The sequence below is a fragment of the Pseudomonas silesiensis genome (genome assembly GCF_001661075.1).
GTDB lineage: Bacteria > Pseudomonadota > Gammaproteobacteria > Pseudomonadales > Pseudomonadaceae > Aquipseudomonas > Aquipseudomonas silesiensis.
In genome coordinates this window covers 6,167,501-6,188,327 of sequence record NZ_CP014870.1, presented here as the reverse complement: position 1 = coordinate 6,188,327, position 20,827 = coordinate 6,167,501, and the positions used below count along the sequence as shown (strand labels likewise).

Genomic DNA, 20,827 nt, shown 5'->3' with positions numbered 1-20,827 from the left:
GACACCGACTACTGATTATCGCGTCACGGTGCGCGCTTCAAAGCATGAGGTATACAATGCGCGCCATCGTGATTACTGCTCAGTAAAAGGTGCGTCATGCAGCCCTTCGTCATTGCTCCGTCCATTCTCTCCGCCGATTTCGCCCGTCTGGGTGAGGAAGTGGACAACGTCCTGGCCGCCGGCGCCGACTTCGTACACTTCGATGTCATGGACAACCATTACGTGCCGAACCTGACCATCGGTCCGATGGTCTGCGCCGCGCTGCGCAAGTACGGCGTGACTGCGCCGATCGATGCGCACCTGATGGTCAGCCCGGTGGACCGCATCGTTGGCGACTTCATCGAGGCCGGCGCGACTTACATCACCTTCCACCCGGAAGCCACGCAACACGTCGACCGCTCCCTGCAATTGATCCGCGAAGGCGGCTGCAAGTCGGGCCTGGTGTTCAATCCGGCGACACCGCTGGACGTGCTCAAGTACGTGATGGACAAGGTCGACATGATCTTGCTGATGAGCGTCAACCCGGGCTTCGGCGGGCAGAAGTTCATTCCTGGCACCCTCGACAAGCTGCGTGAAGCGCGGGCACTGATCGATGCCTCCGGTCGTGACATCCGCCTGGAAATCGACGGCGGCGTGAACGTGAACAACATTCGCGAAATTGCCGCCGCTGGCGCCGACACCTTCGTCGCCGGCTCGGCGATCTTCAATGCACCGAACTACCAAGAGGTGATTGAAAAGATGCGTTCCGAACTGGCGCTGACCCGTCCATGAGTGGCTTTGAGCAGCTGTTCCCGGGAGCTTTGCCGCGGCTGGTGATGTTCGATCTGGATGGCACTCTGGTCGATTCGGTCCCCGACCTCGCGGCGGCTGTGGATAACATGCTGCTCAAACTCGGCCGCGCACCTGTCGGAATCGAGTCGGTGCGCGACTGGGTCGGTAACGGCGTGCACATGCTGGTGCGCCGTGCCCTGGCGAACCATATCGATGGCGAGAACGTCGATGAGGTCGAAGCCGAGCGTGCACTGGAGCTGTTCAACGGTTTTTACGAGGATGGACACGAATTGACCGTGGTCTATCCCGGCGTGCGCGATACCCTGAAGTGGCTGCATAAGCAGGGGGTCGAGATGGCGCTGATCACCAACAAGCCGGAGCGCTTCGTCGCGCCGCTGCTGGATCAGATGAAGATCGGCCGCTACTTCCGCTGGATCATCGGTGGCGATACCTTGCCAAAGAAGAAGCCTGATCCGGCGGCACTGTTCTTTGTGATGAAAATGGCCAATATCCCCGCTTCGCAATCCTTGTTCGTCGGTGATTCGCGCAGCGATGTGCTGGCGGCGAAAGCGGCGGGCGTCAAATGCGTAGCGCTCAGTTATGGCTACAACCATGGCCGGCCGATTGCGGAAGAATCCCCGGCGCTGGTGATCGATGATCTGCGCAAATTAATTCCCGGTTGCCTGGATCTGGCCGCTGGGATAACGTTGCCCGACGCTGTTCAATCTCCTGCCGGAAATCCCATCGTGGTAGTCACTCGCAAACTATGGATGAAAGTCATCAAGGCCCTGGCCCGCTGGCGTTGGCGCGCCTGACTTGTTCCTGGCCGGCATCCCGGCGCGTTTGCATACCTGACTGTTAGACCCTCAAGCCACGAGGCTACTCCATGATCCGCGAAGAATTCCTGCGTTTGGCCGCTGCCGGCTACAACCGCATCCCGCTTGCCTGCGAAACCCTGGCCGACTTCGACACTCCGCTGTCGATCTACCTGAAACTGGCCGATGAGCCCAACTCCTACCTGCTCGAGTCGGTGCAGGGCGGAGAAAAGTGGGGCCGCTATTCGATCATTGGGTTGCCGTGCCGCACCGTGCTGCGGGTTCACGATCATCACATCAGCGTGACCCACGATGGCGTCGAGATCGAAAGCCATGAGGCTGAAGACCCGCTGACCTTCGTCGAAGAATTCAAGGCTCGTTACAACGTGCCGACCATCCCCGGCCTGCCGCGGTTCAATGGCGGCCTGGTGGGATACTTCGGGTACGACTGCGTACGTTATGTAGAGAAGCGTCTGGGCAAATGCCCGAACCCGGATCCACTGGGCGTGCCGGACATTCTGCTGATGGTCTCGGACGCGGTGGTGGTGTTCGACAACCTCGCCGGCAAGATGCACGCGATTGTCCTGGCCGATCCGTCGCAGGAAGATGCTTTCGGACAAGGCCAGGCACGTCTTGAAGCGCTGCTGGAAAAACTCCGCCAGCCGATAACCCCGCGTCGCGGCCTGGACTTCAGCAAACAGCAGTCTGCCGATCCGGTATTCCGCTCAAGCTTCACCCAGAACGATTACGAAAAAGCCGTCGACACCATCAAGGAATACATTCTGGCGGGCGACTGCATGCAGGTCGTGCCGTCCCAACGCATGTCGATCGACTTCAAGGCTGCGCCGATCGATCTGTACCGGGCGCTGCGCTGCTTCAACCCGACGCCCTACATGTACTTCTTCAACTTCGGCGACTTCCACGTCGTCGGCAGTTCGCCGGAAGTGCTGGTACGGGTCGAAGACAACCTGATCACCGTACGCCCGATCGCCGGTACCCGTCCGCGGGGTGCCAATGAAGAGGCCGATGTTGCGCTGGAAAAAGACTTGTTGTCCGACGATAAGGAAATCGCCGAACACCTGATGCTGATCGACCTGGGCCGTAACGATACCGGTCGCGTTTCGGAAATCGGCTCGGTCAAACTCACCGAAAAGATGGTGATCGAGCGTTACTCCAATGTCATGCACATCGTGTCCAACGTCACCGGGCAACTGACGGCCGGGCTGACGGCGATGGATGCGCTGCGAGCGATACTGCCGGCGGGCACTTTGTCCGGCGCACCGAAGATTCGCGCGATGGAAATCATCGACGAGCTGGAGCCGGTCAAGCGCGGCGTGTATGGCGGAGCGGTCGGTTACTACGCCTGGAACGGCAACATGGACACCGCTATCGCGATCCGCACCGCAGTGATCAAGAACGGCGAGCTGCACGTGCAGGCCGGTGGCGGCATTGTCGCCGACTCGGTGCCGGCGCTGGAATGGGAAGAAACCCTGAACAAACGCCGCGCGATGTTCCGTGCGGTAGCCCTGGCTGAGCAAACTCCGGACGCCTGAATTCCAACAAGGGCCTCAGCACCATAAAAAAACGCGGCGCCTGTGAGGGGGCCGCGTTTTTTTGTGCTTGCTATGTATTGGATCAGAAATCCAATACAACCCCAACGTTGAGCCCTTGCTGGGTAAAGTCATCTGACTTGCGGAAGGTGTAACCGCCACGCAACGCCAGATCGGCCGTCAACTTGTGGCTGACCCCCAGGCTCACGCGATTCAAATGACTCTGCGGTGTGTAACCGTCGAGCTCGAAGTCCAGCGACGGCAGGCTATTGAGGGCGATGTTCACTTTCTGAGTGTCATCCTCGTATTCGCGCTCCAAGGCATATTCGCCGAACACTTGAGTCTGCGGGGTAATCTGGTATTTGCCCTGGAGACCGGCACCCAGGCGTTTCGAGTCGCGTTTCTGGTCATCAAAGGTCAACGCCGTGGAACGATTGCCGTTTTCCGAATAACCGTCGACTTCCACTTTCGCGTAATCGGCGCTGATGAACGGCGACAAGTGCCATTCGCTGCCCGGTTGCGCAATATCGTAGCCGAGGCGAGTGCTGAAGGCCCAAAGATGGCCGTCGGTATCGCCTTTTTCCGCCCTTTCGCTGGCACCCAGGTCGAATTTGCGTTTGAGATTGTCGTAATCCAGCTTGCCACCGGTCAACGCGGCATCGGCCCACCAGCGATTCTGCTGGAACTGGGCGAAGGCGGTGGCCAGGTAGCTGTTGAGCTTGTAGTCCGAATCATTGCTGCCAGCTTCAAGATTCTGCCGATAAAAACCTGCCGCCACACCGACTCGCCAAGCTTCATTGAGGCGATAGCTGCCGCCGATATTCAGGTTGTTTCCGCTGCCATCGGCACTGGCACCGCTACTTTGACCATCGATATCCAGATGCTGACCGCCGCCCGCGACGATCGCGCGCCATTGGCCGACGGCCTGCCAGTTCTCCCAGTCCGATTGCCATTGGCTGCGCAGTTCATCCTGGTGCGCACGTAGAGAGGCGTGGGCCATTTCCGGCAACAGCGTCAGTTCCCACGGCGCTGCCAGCAGGGAATAGGCGTAATCGGAAATCAGCTTCTGCCCGGTTTCGGTCGGGTGAACGCCATCGTTGTAGATCAGCTTGCTCGGGTCCGGCGTGGCACTGTTGATGCCATAGGCGGGGTTTTCAACGCAGCCATTGCCGCTAAAACAGGTGGCAACCAGGTTCTGGTCGGTGGCCAGTCCGAATGATGCCGGATCGGCGACCGCTTCCTGCAGCAGCAATGGAACGTTCAGCGGGATGACCTCGGCGTCGATGCCCCCGAGTCGCGTCACCAGGCGCTGATTGAAGAGGCTGCTCAGTAGCGAGATACCCGGCTGTGCAGGACTGCCGTTGATGGCGGGCGTCAAACCCAGGTCAGGCAACAGCCAGACCATGATGTACCGGGCGCCGGCGGTCTGCAGAACCTGGGCGCTGTCTGCCAGTCGATCTGCCGCCGCGCCGGCCTGGGCCGGGTTGAGCACCAGGCCCTGGAGGAAATCGTTACCGCCACCGGAGAGGAAATACAGCGCATTCGGGTCGGCGCGCAGGTTGTTGGTGGCCAGGTAGCCTGGACGGGTGCGTTCGCCCGTGGCGGATACATCGTTAATCGAATCGAGGATCTGGTCGGTGCGATAGCCGCCCACGGCCCAGTTGTTGCCATCAGGCAGGCCTTCGTCGGCGCGCGCAGCCGAGGTCGAAGCAGCCGTCTGATCCGGGGAGAAACCGAGTTTTCCTCCCAATAGCTGCGTCGAGTTGGCGGAGTAAACCTCGCCGCTGCCATCGAGGTAGACCGGCCCGGTACGGTTGGTAAAGCGCAGGGTCGCGCCGGCCGGGCCGCCGGTATCGGTAAATTGCCCGGCATCACTGAGGCTGTCGCCGAAGACGATGAAGTTCGAGTAAGGGTTGGGCGCCGCTATCGCCTGGGTACAGGCCATGGCAAGCAAGCAGACTGCAAGGGGTGCCGCCAGTGTCGGGTTGATCATGAGCAAATCCGTTTGTTTATTGTTTTAGTGAACGAAACGTTAGTGCCAAAAACTATAGAGACTGTTGCCATTCGGCGCGAACCCTCGATTGTTTCACCGCGCTTCGATCGCCCCATATTGCACGCTCTGCCCAGCTAAGTTACTGTGCCAATACGTATAAATGAGACCTTCCCCGTGTTGATCGTCAGCAAACTCCTGGATCAAGTCATCAAGGCACACGCCCGTTGGCGTTGGCGCGCCTGAATCCTTCTGCCGGCCCGGCCGGATCTTTACCGCTTCGCCTTCTTTTACCCGCAAGACAAACCGCTTTGCTGCGTGATACAGCGGCAGACAAAGTGCAGGACGCTGCGGGCAAGTCCTTCGAAGGCTGAATTAAAGTCAGTGAATTCAAGAGGTTCCTAACGCCATGTTGCTGATGATCGATAACTACGACTCTTTTACCTACAACGTTGTGCAGTACCTGGGTGAGCTCGGCTCCCAGGTCAAAGTCGTGCGCAACGATGAACTCACCATTGCCCAGATCGAAGCCCTCAACCCGGAGCGGATCGTCGTCTCACCCGGTCCCTGCACCCCGACTGAAGCCGGCATCTCGATCGAAGCGATCAAGCATTTCGCCGGCAAACTACCGATTCTGGGTGTTTGCCTGGGCCATCAATCCATCGGTCAGGCGTTTGGCGGGGATGTGGTCCGTGCCCGTCATGTCATGCACGGCAAGACCAGCCCGGTGTTCCACGAGGACAAGGGCGTTTTCGAAGGCTTGAATCATCCACTGACGGTCACCCGCTACCACTCGTTGATCGTCAAGCGCGAAACCCTGCCGGACTGCCTCGAGCTGACTGCCTGGACCCAGCTTGAAGACGGCTCGGTGGACGAAATCATGGGCCTGCGCCATAAGACATTGAACATTGAAGGCGTGCAGTTCCACCCTGAGTCGATCCTGACCGAACAGGGCCACGAGCTGCTTGCCAACTTCCTCAAACAAACCGGCGGCACGCGCTAAGGACTTTTAATGAATATCAAGACAGCCCTGAGCCGTATCGTCGACCAGCTCGACCTCAGCACCGACGAAATGCGCGACGTAATGCGCGAAATCATGACCGGGCAGTGCACCGACGCCCAGATCGGCGCGTTCATGATGGCCATGCGCATGAAGAGCGAAAGCATCGATGAGATCGTGGGAGCGGTGTCGGTCATGCGCGAGCTGGCAGACAAGGTCGAACTCAAGACGCTGGATGGCGTCGTCGACGTCGTCGGCACCGGCGGTGACGGTGCAAACATCTTCAACGTATCCACCGCCTCTTCGTTTGTCGTTGCGGCAGCCGGTTGCACCGTGGCGAAGCACGGTAACCGTGCGGTCTCGGGCAAAAGCGGCAGTGCCGATTTGTTAGAGGCAGCGGGCATTTACCTGAACCTGACGCCGGTTCAAGTGGCACGCTGCATCGATAATGTCGGCATCGGATTCATGTTTGCCCAGACCCACCACAGTGCCATGAAGCATGCTGCCGGCCCGCGCCGGGAGTTGGGCTTGCGTACCTTGTTCAACATGCTCGGTCCGCTGACAAATCCGGCCGGGGTGAAACATCAGGTGGTGGGCGTGTTCAATCAGGCGTTGTGCCGGCCATTGGCCGAGGTTTTGCAGCGTCTGGGCAGCAAGCATGTGCTGGTGGTGCATTCCCAGGACGGTCTGGACGAATTCAGTCTGGCGGCCCCCACCTATGTGGCTGATCTGAAAAACGACGAAATAACAGAATACTGGGTACAGCCGGAAGACCTCGGTATAAAGAGCCAGAGCTTGTTTGGCCTGGTGGTTGAAAGTCCGGCCCAGTCACTTGAACTGATTCGCGATGCCCTCGGCAAGCGCAAGACCGAAAACGGTCAGAAAGCCGCCGAGATGATCGTGCTCAATGCCGGTGCCGCGCTGTATGCCGCCGACCTGGCCAGCACTTTAAAAGAGGGCGTTGCTCTGGCGCACGATGCGCTGCATACCGGTCTTGCTCGGGAAAAACTCGAGGAGTTGGGTGCGTTTACCGCGGTATTCAAGGTGGAGAATGAGGGATGAGTGTGCCGACGGTTCTGGAAAACATTCTGGCCCGCAAAGTCGAGGAAGTCGCCGAGCGCAGTGCGCGTGTGAGCCTCGCCGAGCTGGAAAGTCTGGCCAAGGTGGCCGATGCACCCCGTGGGTTTGCCAAGGCATTGATCGACCAGGCCAAGCTCAAGCAGCCTGCAGTCATTGCTGAAATCAAGAAAGCCTCGCCGAGCAAAGGGGTGATCCGCGAGAACTTCATTCCCGCCGACATCGCCATCAGCTACGAGCGGGGCGGGGCGACCTGCTTGTCGGTGCTCACCGATATCGATTACTTCCAGGGTGCCGATGCGTACCTGCAGCAGGCACGTGCGGCGTGCAAACTGCCGGTGATCCGCAAGGATTTCATGATCGATCCCTATCAGATCGTCGAAGCCCGTGCCTTGGGCGCTGACTGCGTGCTGTTGATCGTATCCGCATTGGATGACGTGAAAATGGCCGAGCTGGCGGCCGTGGCCAAAAGCGTCGGCCTCGATGTGCTGGTGGAAGTCCATGATGGCGACGAGCTGGAACGGGCGTTGAAGACGCTTGATACTCCGCTGGTCGGCGTCAACAACCGCAACCTGCACACCTTCGAAGTCAATCTGGAAACCACGCTTGACCTGTTGCCGCGTATACCGCGTGATCGATTGGTGATCACCGAAAGCGGCATTCTCAATCGAGCCGATGTCGAACTGATGGAAATCAGCGACGTGTATGCATTCCTGGTCGGCGAGGCGTTCATGCGCGCCGAAAGTCCGGGCACCGAGTTGCAGCGTCTGTTTTTCCCTGAGCGCGGCGTTCCTGTCAGCGGCTCTACGCTCGACTGAACCCCGCTTCGCCGGCAAGCCGGTCTCGCTCCCACAGGGGATTTGTGCACGACGCAGATCCAATGTGGGAGCGAGCTTGCTCGCGAAGGCGGCCTAGGAAGCACCATAGACTTCATGTCCTGCGGATCCCTTATGACCTCACCCACTTCACTGACCATCGCAGCCGGCCTCCAGGCTGAACAGGATCTGCTGGCATCGGTCTGTACTGGCGATTCAGAGTTCGGTCTGCTGTTTTGGCAACCCAACGACCGTGCATTGGTCATGCCGCGCCGATTGAATCGTCTGCCCGGGTTCGAAGCCGCGTGCGAAGTGTCTGCGGCGGCGGGTTGGCCCGTGTTGTTACGGGAAACCGGCGGTGAGCCGGTACCGCAATCGGCATCAACGATCAACATCGCCCTGGTCTATGCACCACCCCGCAGCGAAGGTGATCAGAATCGGATCGAAACCGCCTACCGACGACTCTGCGATCCGATCTGTCAGCTGCTGGATGAGCTGGGCGGTGTTTCATCCCTGGGTGAAATCGAAGGCGCTTTCTGTGATGGCCGTTTCAACGTCAACCTCGATGGTCGCAAGATGGTCGGCACTGCTCAGCGCTGGCGTCAGAGCAAGGGAGGCACGCGTCCGGTAGGGTTGGTGCACGGTGCTTTGTTACTGGATAACGAGCGCGAGTCGATGGTCGCAGCGGTCAACCGCTTCAATGAAGCCTGTGGTCTTGAACAGCGGGTTCGTGCCGAGAGCCACATCGCCCTGCATGAAAAATTCGCCGCCCCTGATGCACTGGAACGGCTCGACGGGCTGTACCGCCAATCGCTGGCAGAGATGCTCGGGGCTTGAGTTTCAACGCTTGGGTTTTCGAGGCTAGCGCGTACCGAAGACCACCATGGTCTTGCCTTTGACGTCCACCAGGTTGCGCTCTTCCAGATCCTTGAGTACGCGTCCGACCATTTCACGGGAGCAGCCTACAATCCGCCCGATTTCCTGACGGGTCACCTTGATCTGCATGCCGTCAGGGTGGGTCATGGCGTCTGGCTGTTTGCACAGTTCCAGCAGACAGCGAGCAACACGTCCAGTCACGTCAAAAAACGCCAGGTCACCCACCTTGCGGGTGGTGTTGCGCAGGCGTTGTGCGATTTGGCCGCTGAGTACGTAAAGAATGTCCGGATCCTGCCGGGACAATTCGCGGAATTTCACATAACTGATTTCCGCGACATCACATTCGACCTTGGCACGTACCCAGGCGCTACGTTCCTGTTCCAGGCCGGCCTGTTCAAAAAGACCGAGCTCACCGAAAAAGTCCCCGGCGTTCAGGTAGGCGATGATCATTTCGCGACCATCGTCGTCCTCGATCACGATAGTGACCGAGCCTTTGATGATGAAAAACAGCGTATCCGAGCGATCCCCGGCGCAGATGATATTGGTCTTGGCCTGATAGCAACGGCGCTGGCAATGCATCAGCAATTTGTCGAGGTTTTTGATTTTGGGTGTGGGCGCAATAGCAACCATGGTGTATTCCGAAAAGACTGCACGGTGTGATTGTTTTTTTAGGCGCTGGTGAAGCCTGCAATCTTTGTTGTTAGCAACGAGACTGGCTATGCGCCAGCTGATTGGCGGCAGCTTAACAGACACTTCCTGCAATATTCGAGCACTTACCAATGGCGCGGGTGGTTATGTCCCAAGAAGGCGAGCGCTGTCAATCAAGGGCCTTGTGCTAAGCTGGCGACCCTTTTTTAACAGTGGAGTCTTGGCGATGAAGGCACGCATCCAATGGGCTGGCGAAGCCATGTTCCTAGGCGAATCCGGCAGCGGTCATGTCGTGGTCATGGACGGTCCGCCCGATGCCGGCGGCCGCAACCTGGGTGTCCGGCCAATGGAAATGCTCCTCCTGGGTGTGGGCGGTTGCAGCAATTTCGATGTGGTCAGTATCCTCAAGAAGTCCCGCCAGGCCGTCGAAAGCTGCGAAGCTTTCCTCGAAGCCGAACGCGCGACCGAGGATCCGAAAGTGTTCACCAAGATCCACATGCGCTTTGTGGTCAAAGGCCGTGGGCTGAAAGAGGCCCAGGTCAAGCGCGCCGTTGAACTGTCTGCAGAGAAGTATTGTTCAGCGTCGATCATGCTCGGCGCGGCCGGAGTCGAAATCACCCACGACTACGAGATCGTAGAGCTCGGTTGAATTGCCGCGCAACAGGGCAGCCTGAAGCTTAAAGTAATAAAAAGGCGGCTACCTAACGGCAGCCGCCTTTTTTATTGGTGAAATACCACTCCGGTGGGAGCGGCGATGCTGCGTGCCAGCGAAAAGGTCTTGGCAGACAACGCAACCATCAGATCCGATAAGTACTCTTGGTCATCACCTTGGCCAACAGACTCATCCCGAATTTCACTGGTGCCGGAAAGCGAAAACCGCCCGCATCCAGCGCGCTTTCAGCATGCTGCTCTTCATCGATGCGCATCTGCTCGAGGATCGCCCGGGACTTTTCATCCTCCGCCGGCAGTTGCTCAAGGTGTTCGTTCAGGTGCTTGCAGACTTGATGCTCGGTAGCCGCCACGAAACCCAGGCTGACTTTATCGCTGATCAATCCGGCCACCGCGCCAATCCCGAACGACATGCCGTAGAACAATGGATTGAGGATGCTGGTGTGGCTGCCCAACTGATGAATACGTTGCTCGCACCAGACCAGGTGGTCGATTTCTTCTTCGGCAGCGTGCTCCATGGCGGCGCGCACTTGTGGCAGTTTGGCGGTCAGGGCTTGACCCTGGTACAACGCCTGGGCACAGACTTCGCCGGTATGGTTGATACGCATCAGGCCAGCGACGTGGCGGGTGTCTACGTCACTCATTTTTGCATCCGGCTGCACGATGGCGGGCGACGGACGGTACGGTTGGCCGCTGGAGGGCAGCAGGGTACGCATTGCGGCGTCGGCTTGCAGCAGAAGACGGTCAATCGGCGAGTAGTGACGTTGGGTAGTCATGCTGACCTCCAGGAAGAATCTCGGCGGCCAGTTTAACCCAATCGACAGGTTAAGGTTTGTGCTGGGTCATTGCGTCGCAGGCTTGATCTGCAGGAGCCGGCTGGCTGGGGATGGGGTACGAAAGATCACCTGAACATCGGCGATCGCCATCGCCAGCCAGCCGGCTCCTGCAGAGGGCGGTGTTGATCAGCCCGGCGGCCAATGCATCTGGCGCTGACCCAATACATGCATATGAATGTGATAGACCGTCTGCCCGCCCAGTGGATTGCAGTTCATGACCACACGGAAACCTTCTTCGCAGCCCAGTTCCAGCGCCAGGCGCTGGGCCGTGAACAGAATATGCCCGGCCAATGCCTTGTCGTCCTCGGTGAGGTCGTTGAGGGTGCTCACATGTTTTTTCGGGATCACCAGAAAATGCACGGGTGCCTGCGGGGCGTTGTCGTGGAAGGCCATTATCTGGTCGTCCTCGTAAATGATCTTCGCCGGGATGTCCCCGTTAATGATCTTGCAAAAAATACACTTAGTATCCATAGCGGTTTCTCCAATGTCTGGACTGGCCTGAGTGTACTCATGGGAGATGCGCCAGCCCAGTGTTTTACCAAAGGACCATTCAGCGCGGACAGTAGGCCTTGTTGACCATGCCGGCGATTGTCCGTGTCAGCCACCGCGAGCCGAGCCGCGGCAGAAAGGCGCGCCAGCGGTTGCGTCGGCCTGGAATGATGATGGCGCGATTTTTCTCCAGGGCGCGCACGGTATAGAGCGCGACTTCCTCGGGGCTCATCAGCAGTTTGCTGTTGACCAGTTTGTCTGTGTCCAATTGCGCCGTGCGGAAAAATGCGGTGCGAGTCGGGCCAGGGCAGAGCACCGAAACCTTGACCGCACATTTCTTCAACTCGACGCGTAACCCTTCGGAAAAGTGCAACACATAGGCTTTGCTGGCGTAATAAGTGCTCATCCACGGGCCTGGATGGAACGCTGCGACCGAGGCGACGTTCAGAATCTGCCCGCCACCCTGCAAGGCCATGCTGTTGCCGACCGCATGACACAGGCGGGTGAGGGCAAGGATGTTCACCTCGATCAGATCCTGCTCGGTCATCCAGTCCTGGGCCAGGAAAGGACCGCAGGTGCCCATGCCGGCGCAATTGACCAACAGGTCGATCTGGCGATCACCTTCCTCCAGTTCCAGCAGAAACCCGGACAGGCGCAACGGTTCGCCCAGGTCACAGGCCCGGAACAACACTTCTACGCCAAAACGTTGAGTCAGTTCGATCGCAATGCTTTCCAGCTGATCACGCTGTCGGGCCACCAGAATCAGGCTGCGGCCGCGCCGGGCCAGCGCTTCGGCCATCGCCAGGCCGATGCCGCTGGAAGCGCCAGTGATCAGAGCGTAACGGGTCATGCAGTTCTCCATCGCAACAGCTCCGCGCCGGCGACGCAGGTGTCACGGGCGGGAAGCGCTGTTCATTCTTTCGCAGAGTCTACAGGGGGCCGGGCTTCTTCGGCTGCATCGTCAGCTGAAATTGGCGCAGGCTCTGCTTCCGCAGCGGTTTGATCTTCGATCTCTTCGGTGATGACCGAGTCACTTTCGTAGCGGCTCTCGGCGGCGCTTTCGTATTCGCTCTGGATCGCAGTGAGCCCACCGGTCAGTCCGCCAATGAACAGGATCGCGACAACCACCAGCCAAAGCGCAGACAGGACCTTGACCGCTGTGCTGTTGGGCGGTGGTGGTGCACCGTATCGATTGGCGGTGTTGTTGCCCGGCATGATCATCATCACGAACGGAAAGAAGCTGCCCACGAACGGCACCAGCGTCAGCAGCCAGAGCCAGCCGGACCAGCCGATATCGTGCAGACGCTGGACGCTGAACTGGATGCTGACGAACCCGAGTACGACGATCAGAATAAAGGCCAACAGCCCCCCAAGAATCAGGCCGGCGCTGGAGTCCGTGCTGATAAGGGCGAGGCCGAAAATCCCCAGCACGGCGCCGATGCCAAGCGTCACCAGCATCAGGACCATCGTCCAGGCCAGATAGCGCAAGCGGCCGATACGGCCTTCGAAACTGAACGCCTTGAGCGTGGCGAATTCCGGCAGCGCCTCGCCGACAGCCGCCCGCGGGGGGGCATAGGGTGATTCCGGATCTGTCGAAAGGGCTGGGTGGGCAGGCGTGTGTTCGTGCACATCTGACAGGTTCAGCTCGACCCGAGGTTCATTTTCGATCCGGGCAGCGATGCCGGTTTTCGTCAGTGCCTGCAGATAAGTCTGAGCATCGGCCTGTGACAGGTCGCGTTTGAGTGCAACCGGCCGGCCGCTGAATAGCCGCTCGATGGCAGCGACATCGGTTTTGAACAGCTCGGCGAGATTGAGTTTGGCGGTGGTGGCCTCGACACCAGGCAGCAAAGCGCCGTCGAATACGATCTTGTAACGGACTTCGCTCATTGCGAGGCATCCTTGTCGCGAAAAATTTGAATGGAGTGTGGCGAGGCCGGCGTGTAAGGCCAGCCGAAAGCGACAGACCGGGTTGTCCTGTCAGCGCGGCCAGCGCTCATGCAGCTGCGTCGCACGTTCCAGGGCCTTGCGATATTCATCGTCCAGACGTTCAATCAATTGATCGACGCTCGGCAGGTCATCGATTTCGCCGACGCCTTGTCCTGCGGACCATACGGTTTTCCAGGCTTTGGCTTCATCGCTCAACGGCTTGAGCTTGGAGCCGAAGTTGACCTCACCCTTTCCTTGCAATGCCGCCATGTCGAAACCGGCGGCCTCCAGGCTTTGACGCATGAAGCTCGCCGGCACGCCCGACACTGCTGGAGTATGGACGATGTCCGCGGCTCTGGAACTGAGCAACATTTGCTTGTAGGCGTCAGGGGCATGACTTTCGGTAGTGCCGATGAATCGCGTACCGAAGTAGGCCAGGTCCGCGCCGAGCAATTGTGCGGCAAGAATTTCGTGTCCGTGGTTCAGGCAACCGGCCAGCAGCAGGGTCTTGTCGAAGAACTGGCGGATCTCGGCAATCAGCGAAAACGGGCTCCAGGTGCCGGCGTGTCCACCGGCACCCGCCGCCACGGCGATCAAGCCGTCTACCCCGGCCTCGGCGGCTTTCTCGGCATGACGACGGGTCGTCACGTCGTGGAACACCAGGCCGCCATAGCCGTGGACGGCATCGACCAGTTCCTTCACGGCACCCAGGCTGGTAATCACGATCGGCACTTTGTGCTCGATACAGATCTCCAGGTCCGCTTGCAGGCGCGGGTTACTGTTGTGGACGATCAGGTTCACGGCGTAAGGCGCAGGGTTGTCCAGTGTCGCCAGCCCTGCTTCGATCTCTTCCAGCCAGGCCTTGAAGCCACTGCTTTCGCGTTGATTCAGCGCGGGAAAGCTGCCAACTACACCATTTCGACAGCAGGCGAGCACCAGTTGCGGGTTGGAAATCAGGAACATTGGCGCCGCCACCACGGGCAGGCGCAAACGTTGTTCGAGCATAGCGGGCAGCGACATTGGAAGTACCCCGGTGAGTTGTGCTTGAAATCAGAACGGCCGAACGACGACCAGAATTACGATAGCCAGCAATATCAGAACCGGCACTTCATTGAACCAGCGATAAAAGACATGGCTGCGGGTGTTTTCGCCACGGGCAAAACGTTTCACCTGGGCGCCGCACATGTGGTGGTAGCCGATCAGGATCACCACCAGGGTCAACTTCGCGTGTATCCACGCGCCCTGACTGAATATGCCGGGGTTCAAGCCGATCAGCGCGATGCCGAAAATCAGGGTGGCGATCATCGCTGGCCCCATGATGCCTCGGTACAGCTTGCGCTCCATGGTGCTGAAGCGTTCCTTGCTGATGGTGTCCTCGCTTTGCGCGTGGTAGACGAACAGGCGTGGCAGGTAGAACAAGCCGGCAAACCAGCAGACCATGCTGACGATGTGCAGTGCTTTGAGCCATAGATAGAGCATATTTTAGTTATTCCCAGGTTCACGGTAGGCGCGATAGTAGAGGCTTGAGGCTCCGCACGTCACCTTGGCGGTTGTCGCAGGACGATACGGGCCCTATTATCGACGGCTTTCCAGTGGGTTCGTTGAGGGCAGGTTTATGGTCAAGGTCGGTATCGTCGGCGGCACGGGTTACACCGGTGTCGAATTGCTGCGTTTGTTGGCACAGCATCCGCAAGTTGAAGTGGCCGTGATCACTTCCCGATCCGAGGCCGGTCTGGCCGTGGCTGATATGTACCCGAACCTGCGCGGTCATTACGATGGCCTGGCGTTCAGCGTTCCGGACATCAAGACCCTGGGCGCCTGCGACGTGGTGTTCTTCGCAACGCCTCACGGTGTTGCCCATGCCTTGGCCGGTGACTTGCTCGCGGCCGGGACCAAGGTCATCGACCTGTCGGCCGACTTCCGCCTGCAAGACGCCGATGAATGGGCCAAGTGGTACGGTCAGCCGCACGGTGCGCCACAGTTGCTGGAAGAGGCGGTCTATGGCTTGCCGGAAGTCAATCGCGAGCAGATCAGGCAGGCTCGCCTGATCGCCGTGCCAGGTTGCTACCCGACGGCCACGCAACTGGGTTTCCTGCCGTTGCTCGAAGCCGGTCTGGCTGACACCACTCGCTTGATCGCAGACTGCAAATCCGGTGTCAGCGGTGCCGGCCGTGGCGCCTCTGTAGGTTCGCTGTATGCCGAGACGTCGGAAAGCATGAAGGCCTATGCGGTCAAAGGACACCGTCACTTGCCGGAAATCCGTCAAGGTCTGCGGCGTGCAGCGGGTAAGGACGTCGGCCTGACCTTCGTCCCGCACCTGACGCCAATGATTCGCGGCATTCACTCGACGCTCTACGCCACCGTCGTGGATCGCTCGGTTGATTTGCAAGCGCTGTTTGAAAAGCGTTATGCGAACGAACCGTTCGTCGACGTCATGCCGGCTGGCAGTCATCCGGAAACCCGCAGCGTGCGCGGTGCCAACGTTTGCCGGATTGCCGTGCATCGGCCGCAGGACGGTGATCTGGTGGTGGTGTTGTCGGTGATCGATAATCTGGTCAAGGGCGCGTCGGGTCAGGCCGTGCAGAACTTGAACATTCTGTTCGGACTGGATGAGCGCCTGGGTCTGTCCCACGCTGGCATGCTGCCGTAAGTCTGGATTGCGCTCGACAAAAAGGCCCGTCTGACGGGCCTTTTTGCATTACGGGCGGGCGATGGGTTTGATTGATATACCGTAACAATAGTTGACCGATTTTCTGGGAGAAGCGGATAATGCACGTCATCACGCATTATGGCGGCGTAACGCCGGGAGATAGTCAGCATGAGCGTCGAATCCTTCACCCCCACGGCTTTGCAATTCACCCACGGTGCCGCGCACAAGGTGAAGAGCCTTGTCGATGAAGAGGGGAATGATCGCTTGAAGCTGCGCGTATTCGTTACGGGCGGCGGTTGTTCAGGTTTTCAGTACGGCTTCACCTTCGATGAAGAAGTGGCCGATGACGACACCATCGTCGAGCGCGAGGGTGTGAGTCTGGTCGTCGATCCGATGAGCTTCCAGTACCTGGCAGGTGCCGAGGTGGATTATCAGGAAGGTCTGGAAGGTTCGCGATTCGTTATCAAGAACCCGAACGCCTCCACCACCTGTGGTTGCGGATCTTCGTTCTCGATCTGATGGCGTAGAGCTTCACAAGGCGCCGCATGGCCTCAGGGGCTCTGCGGCGTTTTGCTGTCCGCAGATCGGTCAGGCGGGGTAGATGGCGCCCAGTACGCGCAGGCCACGGGCGCCGGTGACGCTGGGGCGATTGGCCGCAATGCCTTCCAGGCAGCAATGGGCCAGCCAGGCAAAGGCCATGGCTTCAACCCAGTCCGGGTCGACACCGCAAGCCGCGGTGCTGCTGACTTTAGCCGTGGGCAGCAGGCTGGCCAGGCGGTCCATCAACGTGGCGTTGTGTGCACCACCGCCGCAAACCAGCAATTGCCGCGTATCCGGTTGAGCACTTTGCAATGACTCGACGATGGTCAGTGCGGTCAGTTCAAGCAGGGTTGCCTGCACGTCTTCGGCGGCGAAAGCGGGTAGCTGTGACAACTGCCGGGTCAGCCAGGGCAGGTTGAACACCTCGCGACCGGTGCTTTTCGGGCCCTTGGTTACAAAAAACGGATCGCTGAGCAATGCCTTCAGCAGGACGGGTTCGACCTTGCCGCTGGCGGCCCATTGACCGTCACGATCAAAATGGTCGCCGCGTTGCTGGTGAATCCACGCATCCAGCAGCACATTCCCGGGACCACAGTCAAAACCGGCTACAGGTTTGCCAGGTTCGATCAGGCTGAGATTGCTGAAGCCGCCGACGTTCAATACTGCGCGGTTACCTGCCTGTTCTTCGAACAACGCTTCGTGAAAGGCCGGAACCAAGGGGGCGCCCTGGCCGCCAGCCGCGACGTCGCGGCTGCGGAAGTCGCTGACGACGGTGATGCCGGTCAGCTCGGTCAGCAGGGCAGGGTTGCCGATCTGTACCGTGAACCCGCGCGACGGTTCATGGCGAATGGTCTGGCCGTGGCTGCCTATCGCGCGAATGTCTGCAGGTTTCAGGTGTTGTTGATCAAGGAGGGTGTGAATACCCTGCGCGGCCAACTTCACCCAATTCTGCTGGGCGATGGCGGAGCGGGCGATCTCGTCCGGGCCACTGGCGCACAAGCCAAGCAGCTCGGCGCGCAGGGCGTCAGGCATCGGGATGTAGTGCGTGGCGATCAGCCTGATCGCCGAGGTTTGCTCGATCAGCGCAATGTCCAGTCCGTCAAGGCTGGTCCCGGACATCACACCTATATAGAGCGTCATGACTTAGCGCTTCGAAGCCAGCATGGTGGCTTTTTCTTGGTCCATGCGCGCCATCAATGGCTGACTCTGGGCGAGGAAGCGCGCGCGTTCGGCCTTGGAGATCGGATCGGCCATCGCCACTTTCTGGCCCAGCGGGTCGACGTGTACGCCATTGACCTGGAACTCATAGTGCAAGTGCGGGCCGGTGGAAAGTCCGGTGGTACCTATGTAACCAATCACCTGGCCCTGCTTGACGCTGCCACCGGTCTTGACGCCCTTGGCGAAACCTTGCATGTGGCCGTAAAGCGTGCGGTAAGTATTGCCGTGCTGGATGATCACGGTATTGCCGTAGCCGCCGCGGCGACCGGCCAGCAGTACTTTGCCGTCGCCGGCCGCTTTGATCGGGGTGCCACGTGGTGCCGCGTAGTCGACACCTTTATGCGCGCGGATCTTGTTCAGGATCGGGTGCTTGCGGCCCATGGAGAATTTCGAGCTGATGCGGGCGAAGTCCACCGGCGTGCGGATGAACGCCTTGCGCATGCTGTTGCCATCTGCGGTGTAGTAGCTGGTGTTGCCTTGTTTGTTGGTGTAACGCACGGCGGTGTAGATCTTGCCGCGGTTGACGAAGCGCGCGGAAAGGATCGGGCCAGTGCCGACGGCTTTGCCGTTGACGACTTTCTGCTCGTAGATCACGTCGAACTGGTCGCCCGGGCGAATGTCCTGGGCAAAGTCGACGTCATAGCCAAACACACTGGCCATGTCCATGGTCATTCTATGGGACAGACCTGCTCGAGCGGCAGACTGCGACAGCGAACTGTTGATCACGCCGTGAACGTAGGCCGAGCGCACGGTCGGTTTGGCGGTAATGCGGTTGAACGCATAACCCTTGTCATTCCTGGTCAGGCTGATGGTTTCAAGATCGCTGACCTTGCTGTGCAGGTTGACCAGTTGGCCTTCCGGGTTGAGTTCGAACTCGAGCTTCTGGCCACGCTTGAGTTGGCCGAACAGCTTGGCTTGCTTGCCACTGGCCAGCACTTCATGTACCGAAGCAGCGGGGAGGCCGACTTTCTCGAACAGCGTAGAGAGCGTGTCGCCCTTGGCGACGACCACTTCCCTGTGGCTGGGCGCTTTCTTTTCTTCGATGGCAGGCACAGGTGCTGCTGCAGGAGCAGGTGCAGGTGCAGGTTCCGACGCGACCTCAGCGGTTTGCGCGGCTTCTTCGGTGCTGTTTTCGATCTGCGCGAAAGGGGGCTCTTGCGGCTCGTTTGTGGCCTGGACGGCTTCGGCAGCGTCTTGATCTTGTGTCAGTTGTTCAGCAGGGCTTTCCAGTTCAAGACTCAGGGTCGTTCTTTTGGCTTCAACATCGCTGGAAGGGAATACCAGAAGCGCCAGGCTCAGGAGCGCGGCGATGCCACTCGCAGCGAGCAGGTGGGTCTTCGGGTAAAGCGGCGGCGCTTTAGACGGTTTTTTGGTCATAGGTAATGTTTGACTTTGAAAAAGATGAATTGGAAAAGATGAATGACATGATGAAGATGAAATAACTGTATAAAATATAACCAAATCATCTCTGAAGCAAGCCCGCGGACGCTCTGTCGGTGGATTGGCATCCGCACGCCGGGCAAAACTTTGTATTTGGCGCGCGATCTTGTATGGTTGGTCCCCTTTGAATTCGAGCCTTGCGGGTCTGTTATGAAGTCGGTTGAAGAGCAGCTAGCGCTGATCAAACGTGGTGCGGAAGAATTGTTGGTCGAGGCCGAGCTGATCGAAAAGCTCAAGCGTGGCCAGCCGCTGCGTATTAAGGCGGGCTTCGATCCGACCGCGCCGGATTTGCACCTGGGTCACACCGTGCTTATTAATAAGCTGCGCCAGTTCCAGGACTTGGGTCACCAGGTGATCTTCCTTATAGGTGACTTCACCGGGATGATCGGTGATCCGAGCGGCAAGAGCGCGACGCGTCCTCCGCTCACCCGCGAGCAGGTTCTCGAAAATGCCGAGACCTACAAGACGCAGGTATTCAAGATTCTTGATCCGGCCAGGACAGAGGTGGCGTTCAACTCCACCTGGATGGATCAGATGGGGCCGGCTGACTTCATCCGCCTGACTTCGCAGTACACCGTTGCGCGCATGCTCGAGCGCGACGACTTCGACAAGCGCTATACGACCAATCAGCCGATTGCCATTCATGAGTTCCTCTATCCGCTGGTGCAGGGGTACGACTCTGTCGCATTGCGCGCTGACGTCGAGCTTGGTGGAACCGACCAGAAGTTCAACCTGTTGATGGGGCGTGAGCTGCAGCGTGGTTATGGTCAGGAGCCCCAGTGCATTCTGACCATGCCGCTGCTCGAAGGTCTGGATGGCGTGAAGAAGATGTCCAAGTCCTTGGGCAACTACGTCGGTATTCAGGAAGCGCCGGGCGTCATGTACAGCAAGCTGGTGTCCATCCCCGATGTGCTGATGTGGCGTTACTTTGAGTTGCTCAGCTTCCGCTCCATGGAGGAGATCAACGCGTTCCGTGCGGATGTCGAGTCGGGTGCCAATCCGCGAGACATCAAGATCAAGCTGGCTGAAGAAATTGTTGCGCGTTTCCATGGCGAGGAAGCTGCGGCCAATGCTCACCGTGGGGCGGGCAATCGCATGAAGGAAGGCGAGCTGCCGGATGATTTGCCGGAAATCGAATTGACTGCGGCTGAAGATATGCCGATTGCTGCCGTCCTTAATAAGGCAGGCCTGGTGAAGAACTCCGCCGTGGCGCGAGACCTGCTCGGTTCCGGTGGCGTGCGTATAGATGGAGAGGTGGTCGATCGCACCTTTATATATGCACTGGGCGCGACACATGTTTGCCAGGCCGGGAAGAAGGCATTTGCACGTATTACGCTTAAATCCGAATAAAGCGGAATTTAAGGCTTGACGGCAGAATCTGGAAGTCTATAATTCGCCCCACTTCCGGCGCAGTCGAAACGGAAAACTCCTTGGTAAACAAAGAGTTACGCAGTTTTCGACAGCGAGTTGCTTCAGGTCATCGAAGCCCAGAAGGAGTTGATAGGGCAGTGTTGTTT

21 protein-coding genes are annotated in these 20,827 nt (G+C 58.9%); 11 read left to right on the top strand and 10 right to left on the bottom strand.

The window, feature by feature from the left end; genetic code table 11:
* Positions 1 to 96: 96 nt before the first annotated feature.
* From rpe to trpE, 3 genes are all read left to right on the top strand, one after another.
* Positions 97 to 771 carry a ribulose-phosphate 3-epimerase gene (gene rpe, locus PMA3_RS27495; protein ID WP_028621492.1) on the top strand — a complete coding sequence of 225 codons (675 nt, stop codon included), beginning with the start codon at positions 97 to 99 and terminating at the stop codon, positions 769 to 771.
* On the top strand, positions 768 to 1,586 hold the full coding sequence (locus PMA3_RS27490) for a phosphoglycolate phosphatase (protein ID WP_064680084.1): 819 nt from the start codon (positions 768 to 770) through the stop codon (positions 1,584 to 1,586). The genes rpe and PMA3_RS27490 overlap by 4 nt, the downstream gene beginning before the upstream one ends.
* Positions 1,587 to 1,657: 71 nt before the next feature.
* The gene (trpE, locus tag PMA3_RS27485; protein ID WP_064680083.1) at positions 1,658 to 3,139 is read left to right on the top strand and encodes an anthranilate synthase component I; all 1,482 of its coding nucleotides are present in this window, start codon (positions 1,658 to 1,660) and stop codon (positions 3,137 to 3,139) included.
* Positions 3,140 to 3,221: 82 nt separating this feature from the next.
* On the opposite strand, the gene estP is transcribed toward trpE, so the two are convergent.
* The gene (gene estP, locus PMA3_RS27480) at positions 3,222 to 5,129 is read right to left on the bottom strand and encodes an esterase EstP (protein WP_064680082.1); all 1,908 of its coding nucleotides are present in this window, start codon (positions 5,127 to 5,129) and stop codon (positions 3,222 to 3,224) included.
* 406 nt (positions 5,130 to 5,535) lie between these two features.
* Here estP and PMA3_RS27475 point away from each other — a divergent pair, with 406 nt between their 5' ends.
* The 4 genes from PMA3_RS27475 to PMA3_RS27460 all read left to right on the top strand — a co-directional run bounded on the left by PMA3_RS27475 (position 5,536) and on the right by PMA3_RS27460 (position 8,855).
* Positions 5,536 to 6,129 (top strand): aminodeoxychorismate/anthranilate synthase component II, encoded by a 594-nt coding sequence (locus PMA3_RS27475; protein ID WP_064680081.1) that lies wholly within the window; start codon positions 5,536 to 5,538, stop codon positions 6,127 to 6,129.
* Positions 6,130 to 6,138: 9 nt separating this feature from the next.
* Complete coding sequence (gene trpD, locus PMA3_RS27470) at positions 6,139 to 7,188, top strand: anthranilate phosphoribosyltransferase (protein WP_064680080.1); 1,050 nt, start codon at positions 6,139 to 6,141, stop codon at positions 7,186 to 7,188.
* Positions 7,185 to 8,021 carry an indole-3-glycerol phosphate synthase TrpC gene (trpC, locus tag PMA3_RS27465; protein ID WP_064680079.1) on the top strand — a complete coding sequence of 279 codons (837 nt, stop codon included), beginning with the start codon at positions 7,185 to 7,187 and terminating at the stop codon, positions 8,019 to 8,021. Before trpD ends, trpC begins: the two co-directional genes overlap by 4 nt.
* Positions 8,022 to 8,153: 132 nt before the next feature.
* On the top strand, positions 8,154 to 8,855 hold the full coding sequence (locus tag PMA3_RS27460) for a lipoate--protein ligase family protein (RefSeq protein WP_064680078.1): 702 nt from the start codon (positions 8,154 to 8,156) through the stop codon (positions 8,853 to 8,855).
* Positions 8,856 to 8,879: 24 nt separating this feature from the next.
* On the opposite strand, the gene crp is transcribed toward PMA3_RS27460, so the two are convergent.
* Complete coding sequence (gene crp, locus PMA3_RS27455) at positions 8,880 to 9,524, bottom strand: cAMP-activated global transcriptional regulator CRP (protein WP_064680077.1); 645 nt, start codon at positions 9,522 to 9,524, stop codon at positions 8,880 to 8,882.
* Between the two features lie 244 nt (positions 9,525 to 9,768).
* Between crp and PMA3_RS27450 the strand changes: the two genes are divergently transcribed.
* Positions 9,769 to 10,191, top strand: coding sequence for an OsmC family protein (locus tag PMA3_RS27450; protein ID WP_064680076.1), 423 nt, complete (start codon positions 9,769 to 9,771; stop codon positions 10,189 to 10,191).
* A gap of 148 nt (positions 10,192 to 10,339) precedes the next feature.
* On the opposite strand, the gene coq7 is transcribed toward PMA3_RS27450, so the two are convergent.
* The 6 genes from coq7 to hemJ all read right to left on the bottom strand — a co-directional run bounded on the left by coq7 (position 10,340) and on the right by hemJ (position 14,941).
* Positions 10,340 to 10,987, bottom strand: a complete 648-nt coding sequence (coq7, locus tag PMA3_RS27445; protein WP_064680075.1) for a 2-polyprenyl-3-methyl-6-methoxy-1,4-benzoquinone monooxygenase — start codon at positions 10,985 to 10,987, stop codon at positions 10,340 to 10,342.
* Between the two features lie 186 nt (positions 10,988 to 11,173).
* Positions 11,174 to 11,518 carry a histidine triad nucleotide-binding protein gene (locus PMA3_RS27440; RefSeq protein ID WP_064680074.1) on the bottom strand — a complete coding sequence of 115 codons (345 nt, stop codon included), beginning with the start codon at positions 11,516 to 11,518 and terminating at the stop codon, positions 11,174 to 11,176.
* A gap of 79 nt (positions 11,519 to 11,597) precedes the next feature.
* Positions 11,598 to 12,386 (bottom strand): SDR family NAD(P)-dependent oxidoreductase, encoded by a 789-nt coding sequence (locus tag PMA3_RS27435; protein ID WP_064680073.1) that lies wholly within the window; start codon positions 12,384 to 12,386, stop codon positions 11,598 to 11,600.
* A 62-nt stretch (positions 12,387 to 12,448) separates the two neighbouring features.
* Positions 12,449 to 13,423: a DUF805 domain-containing protein gene (locus tag PMA3_RS27430; protein ID WP_064680072.1), complete on the bottom strand. Its 975-nt coding sequence runs from the start codon at positions 13,421 to 13,423 to the stop codon at positions 12,449 to 12,451.
* Between the two features lie 90 nt (positions 13,424 to 13,513).
* Positions 13,514 to 14,482 carry an NAD(P)H-dependent flavin oxidoreductase gene (locus PMA3_RS27425; protein ID WP_064680071.1) on the bottom strand — a complete coding sequence of 323 codons (969 nt, stop codon included), beginning with the start codon at positions 14,480 to 14,482 and terminating at the stop codon, positions 13,514 to 13,516.
* A 30-nt stretch (positions 14,483 to 14,512) separates the two neighbouring features.
* Complete coding sequence (gene hemJ / locus PMA3_RS27420) at positions 14,513 to 14,941, bottom strand: protoporphyrinogen oxidase HemJ (RefSeq protein ID WP_064680070.1); 429 nt, start codon at positions 14,939 to 14,941, stop codon at positions 14,513 to 14,515.
* A gap of 136 nt (positions 14,942 to 15,077) precedes the next feature.
* Between hemJ and argC the strand changes: the two genes are divergently transcribed.
* Both argC and erpA read left to right on the top strand, forming a co-directional pair.
* Positions 15,078 to 16,112, top strand: coding sequence for an N-acetyl-gamma-glutamyl-phosphate reductase (gene argC / locus PMA3_RS27415; RefSeq protein ID WP_064680069.1), 1,035 nt, complete (start codon positions 15,078 to 15,080; stop codon positions 16,110 to 16,112).
* Between the two features lie 168 nt (positions 16,113 to 16,280).
* Complete coding sequence (erpA, locus tag PMA3_RS27410) at positions 16,281 to 16,631, top strand: iron-sulfur cluster insertion protein ErpA (protein ID WP_007947969.1); 351 nt, start codon at positions 16,281 to 16,283, stop codon at positions 16,629 to 16,631.
* Positions 16,632 to 16,700: 69 nt separating this feature from the next.
* Here erpA and PMA3_RS27405 read toward each other — a convergent pair whose 3' ends face one another.
* Together PMA3_RS27405 and PMA3_RS27400 are read right to left on the bottom strand one after the other, a co-directional pair.
* A complete protein-coding gene (locus PMA3_RS27405; RefSeq protein ID WP_064680068.1) occupies positions 16,701 to 17,792 on the bottom strand; it encodes an anhydro-N-acetylmuramic acid kinase in 1,092 nt (363 codons plus the stop codon).
* A gap of 3 nt (positions 17,793 to 17,795) precedes the next feature.
* Positions 17,796 to 19,247, bottom strand: coding sequence for a peptidoglycan DD-metalloendopeptidase family protein (locus PMA3_RS27400; RefSeq protein ID WP_064680067.1), 1,452 nt, complete (start codon positions 19,245 to 19,247; stop codon positions 17,796 to 17,798).
* A 213-nt stretch (positions 19,248 to 19,460) separates the two neighbouring features.
* Here PMA3_RS27400 and tyrS point away from each other — a divergent pair, with 213 nt between their 5' ends.
* Entirely contained in the window at positions 19,461 to 20,660 is a 1,200-nt protein-coding gene (gene tyrS, locus PMA3_RS27395) for a tyrosine--tRNA ligase (protein ID WP_064680066.1), read from the top strand.
* The last annotated feature ends 167 nt before the right edge of the window (positions 20,661 to 20,827 follow it).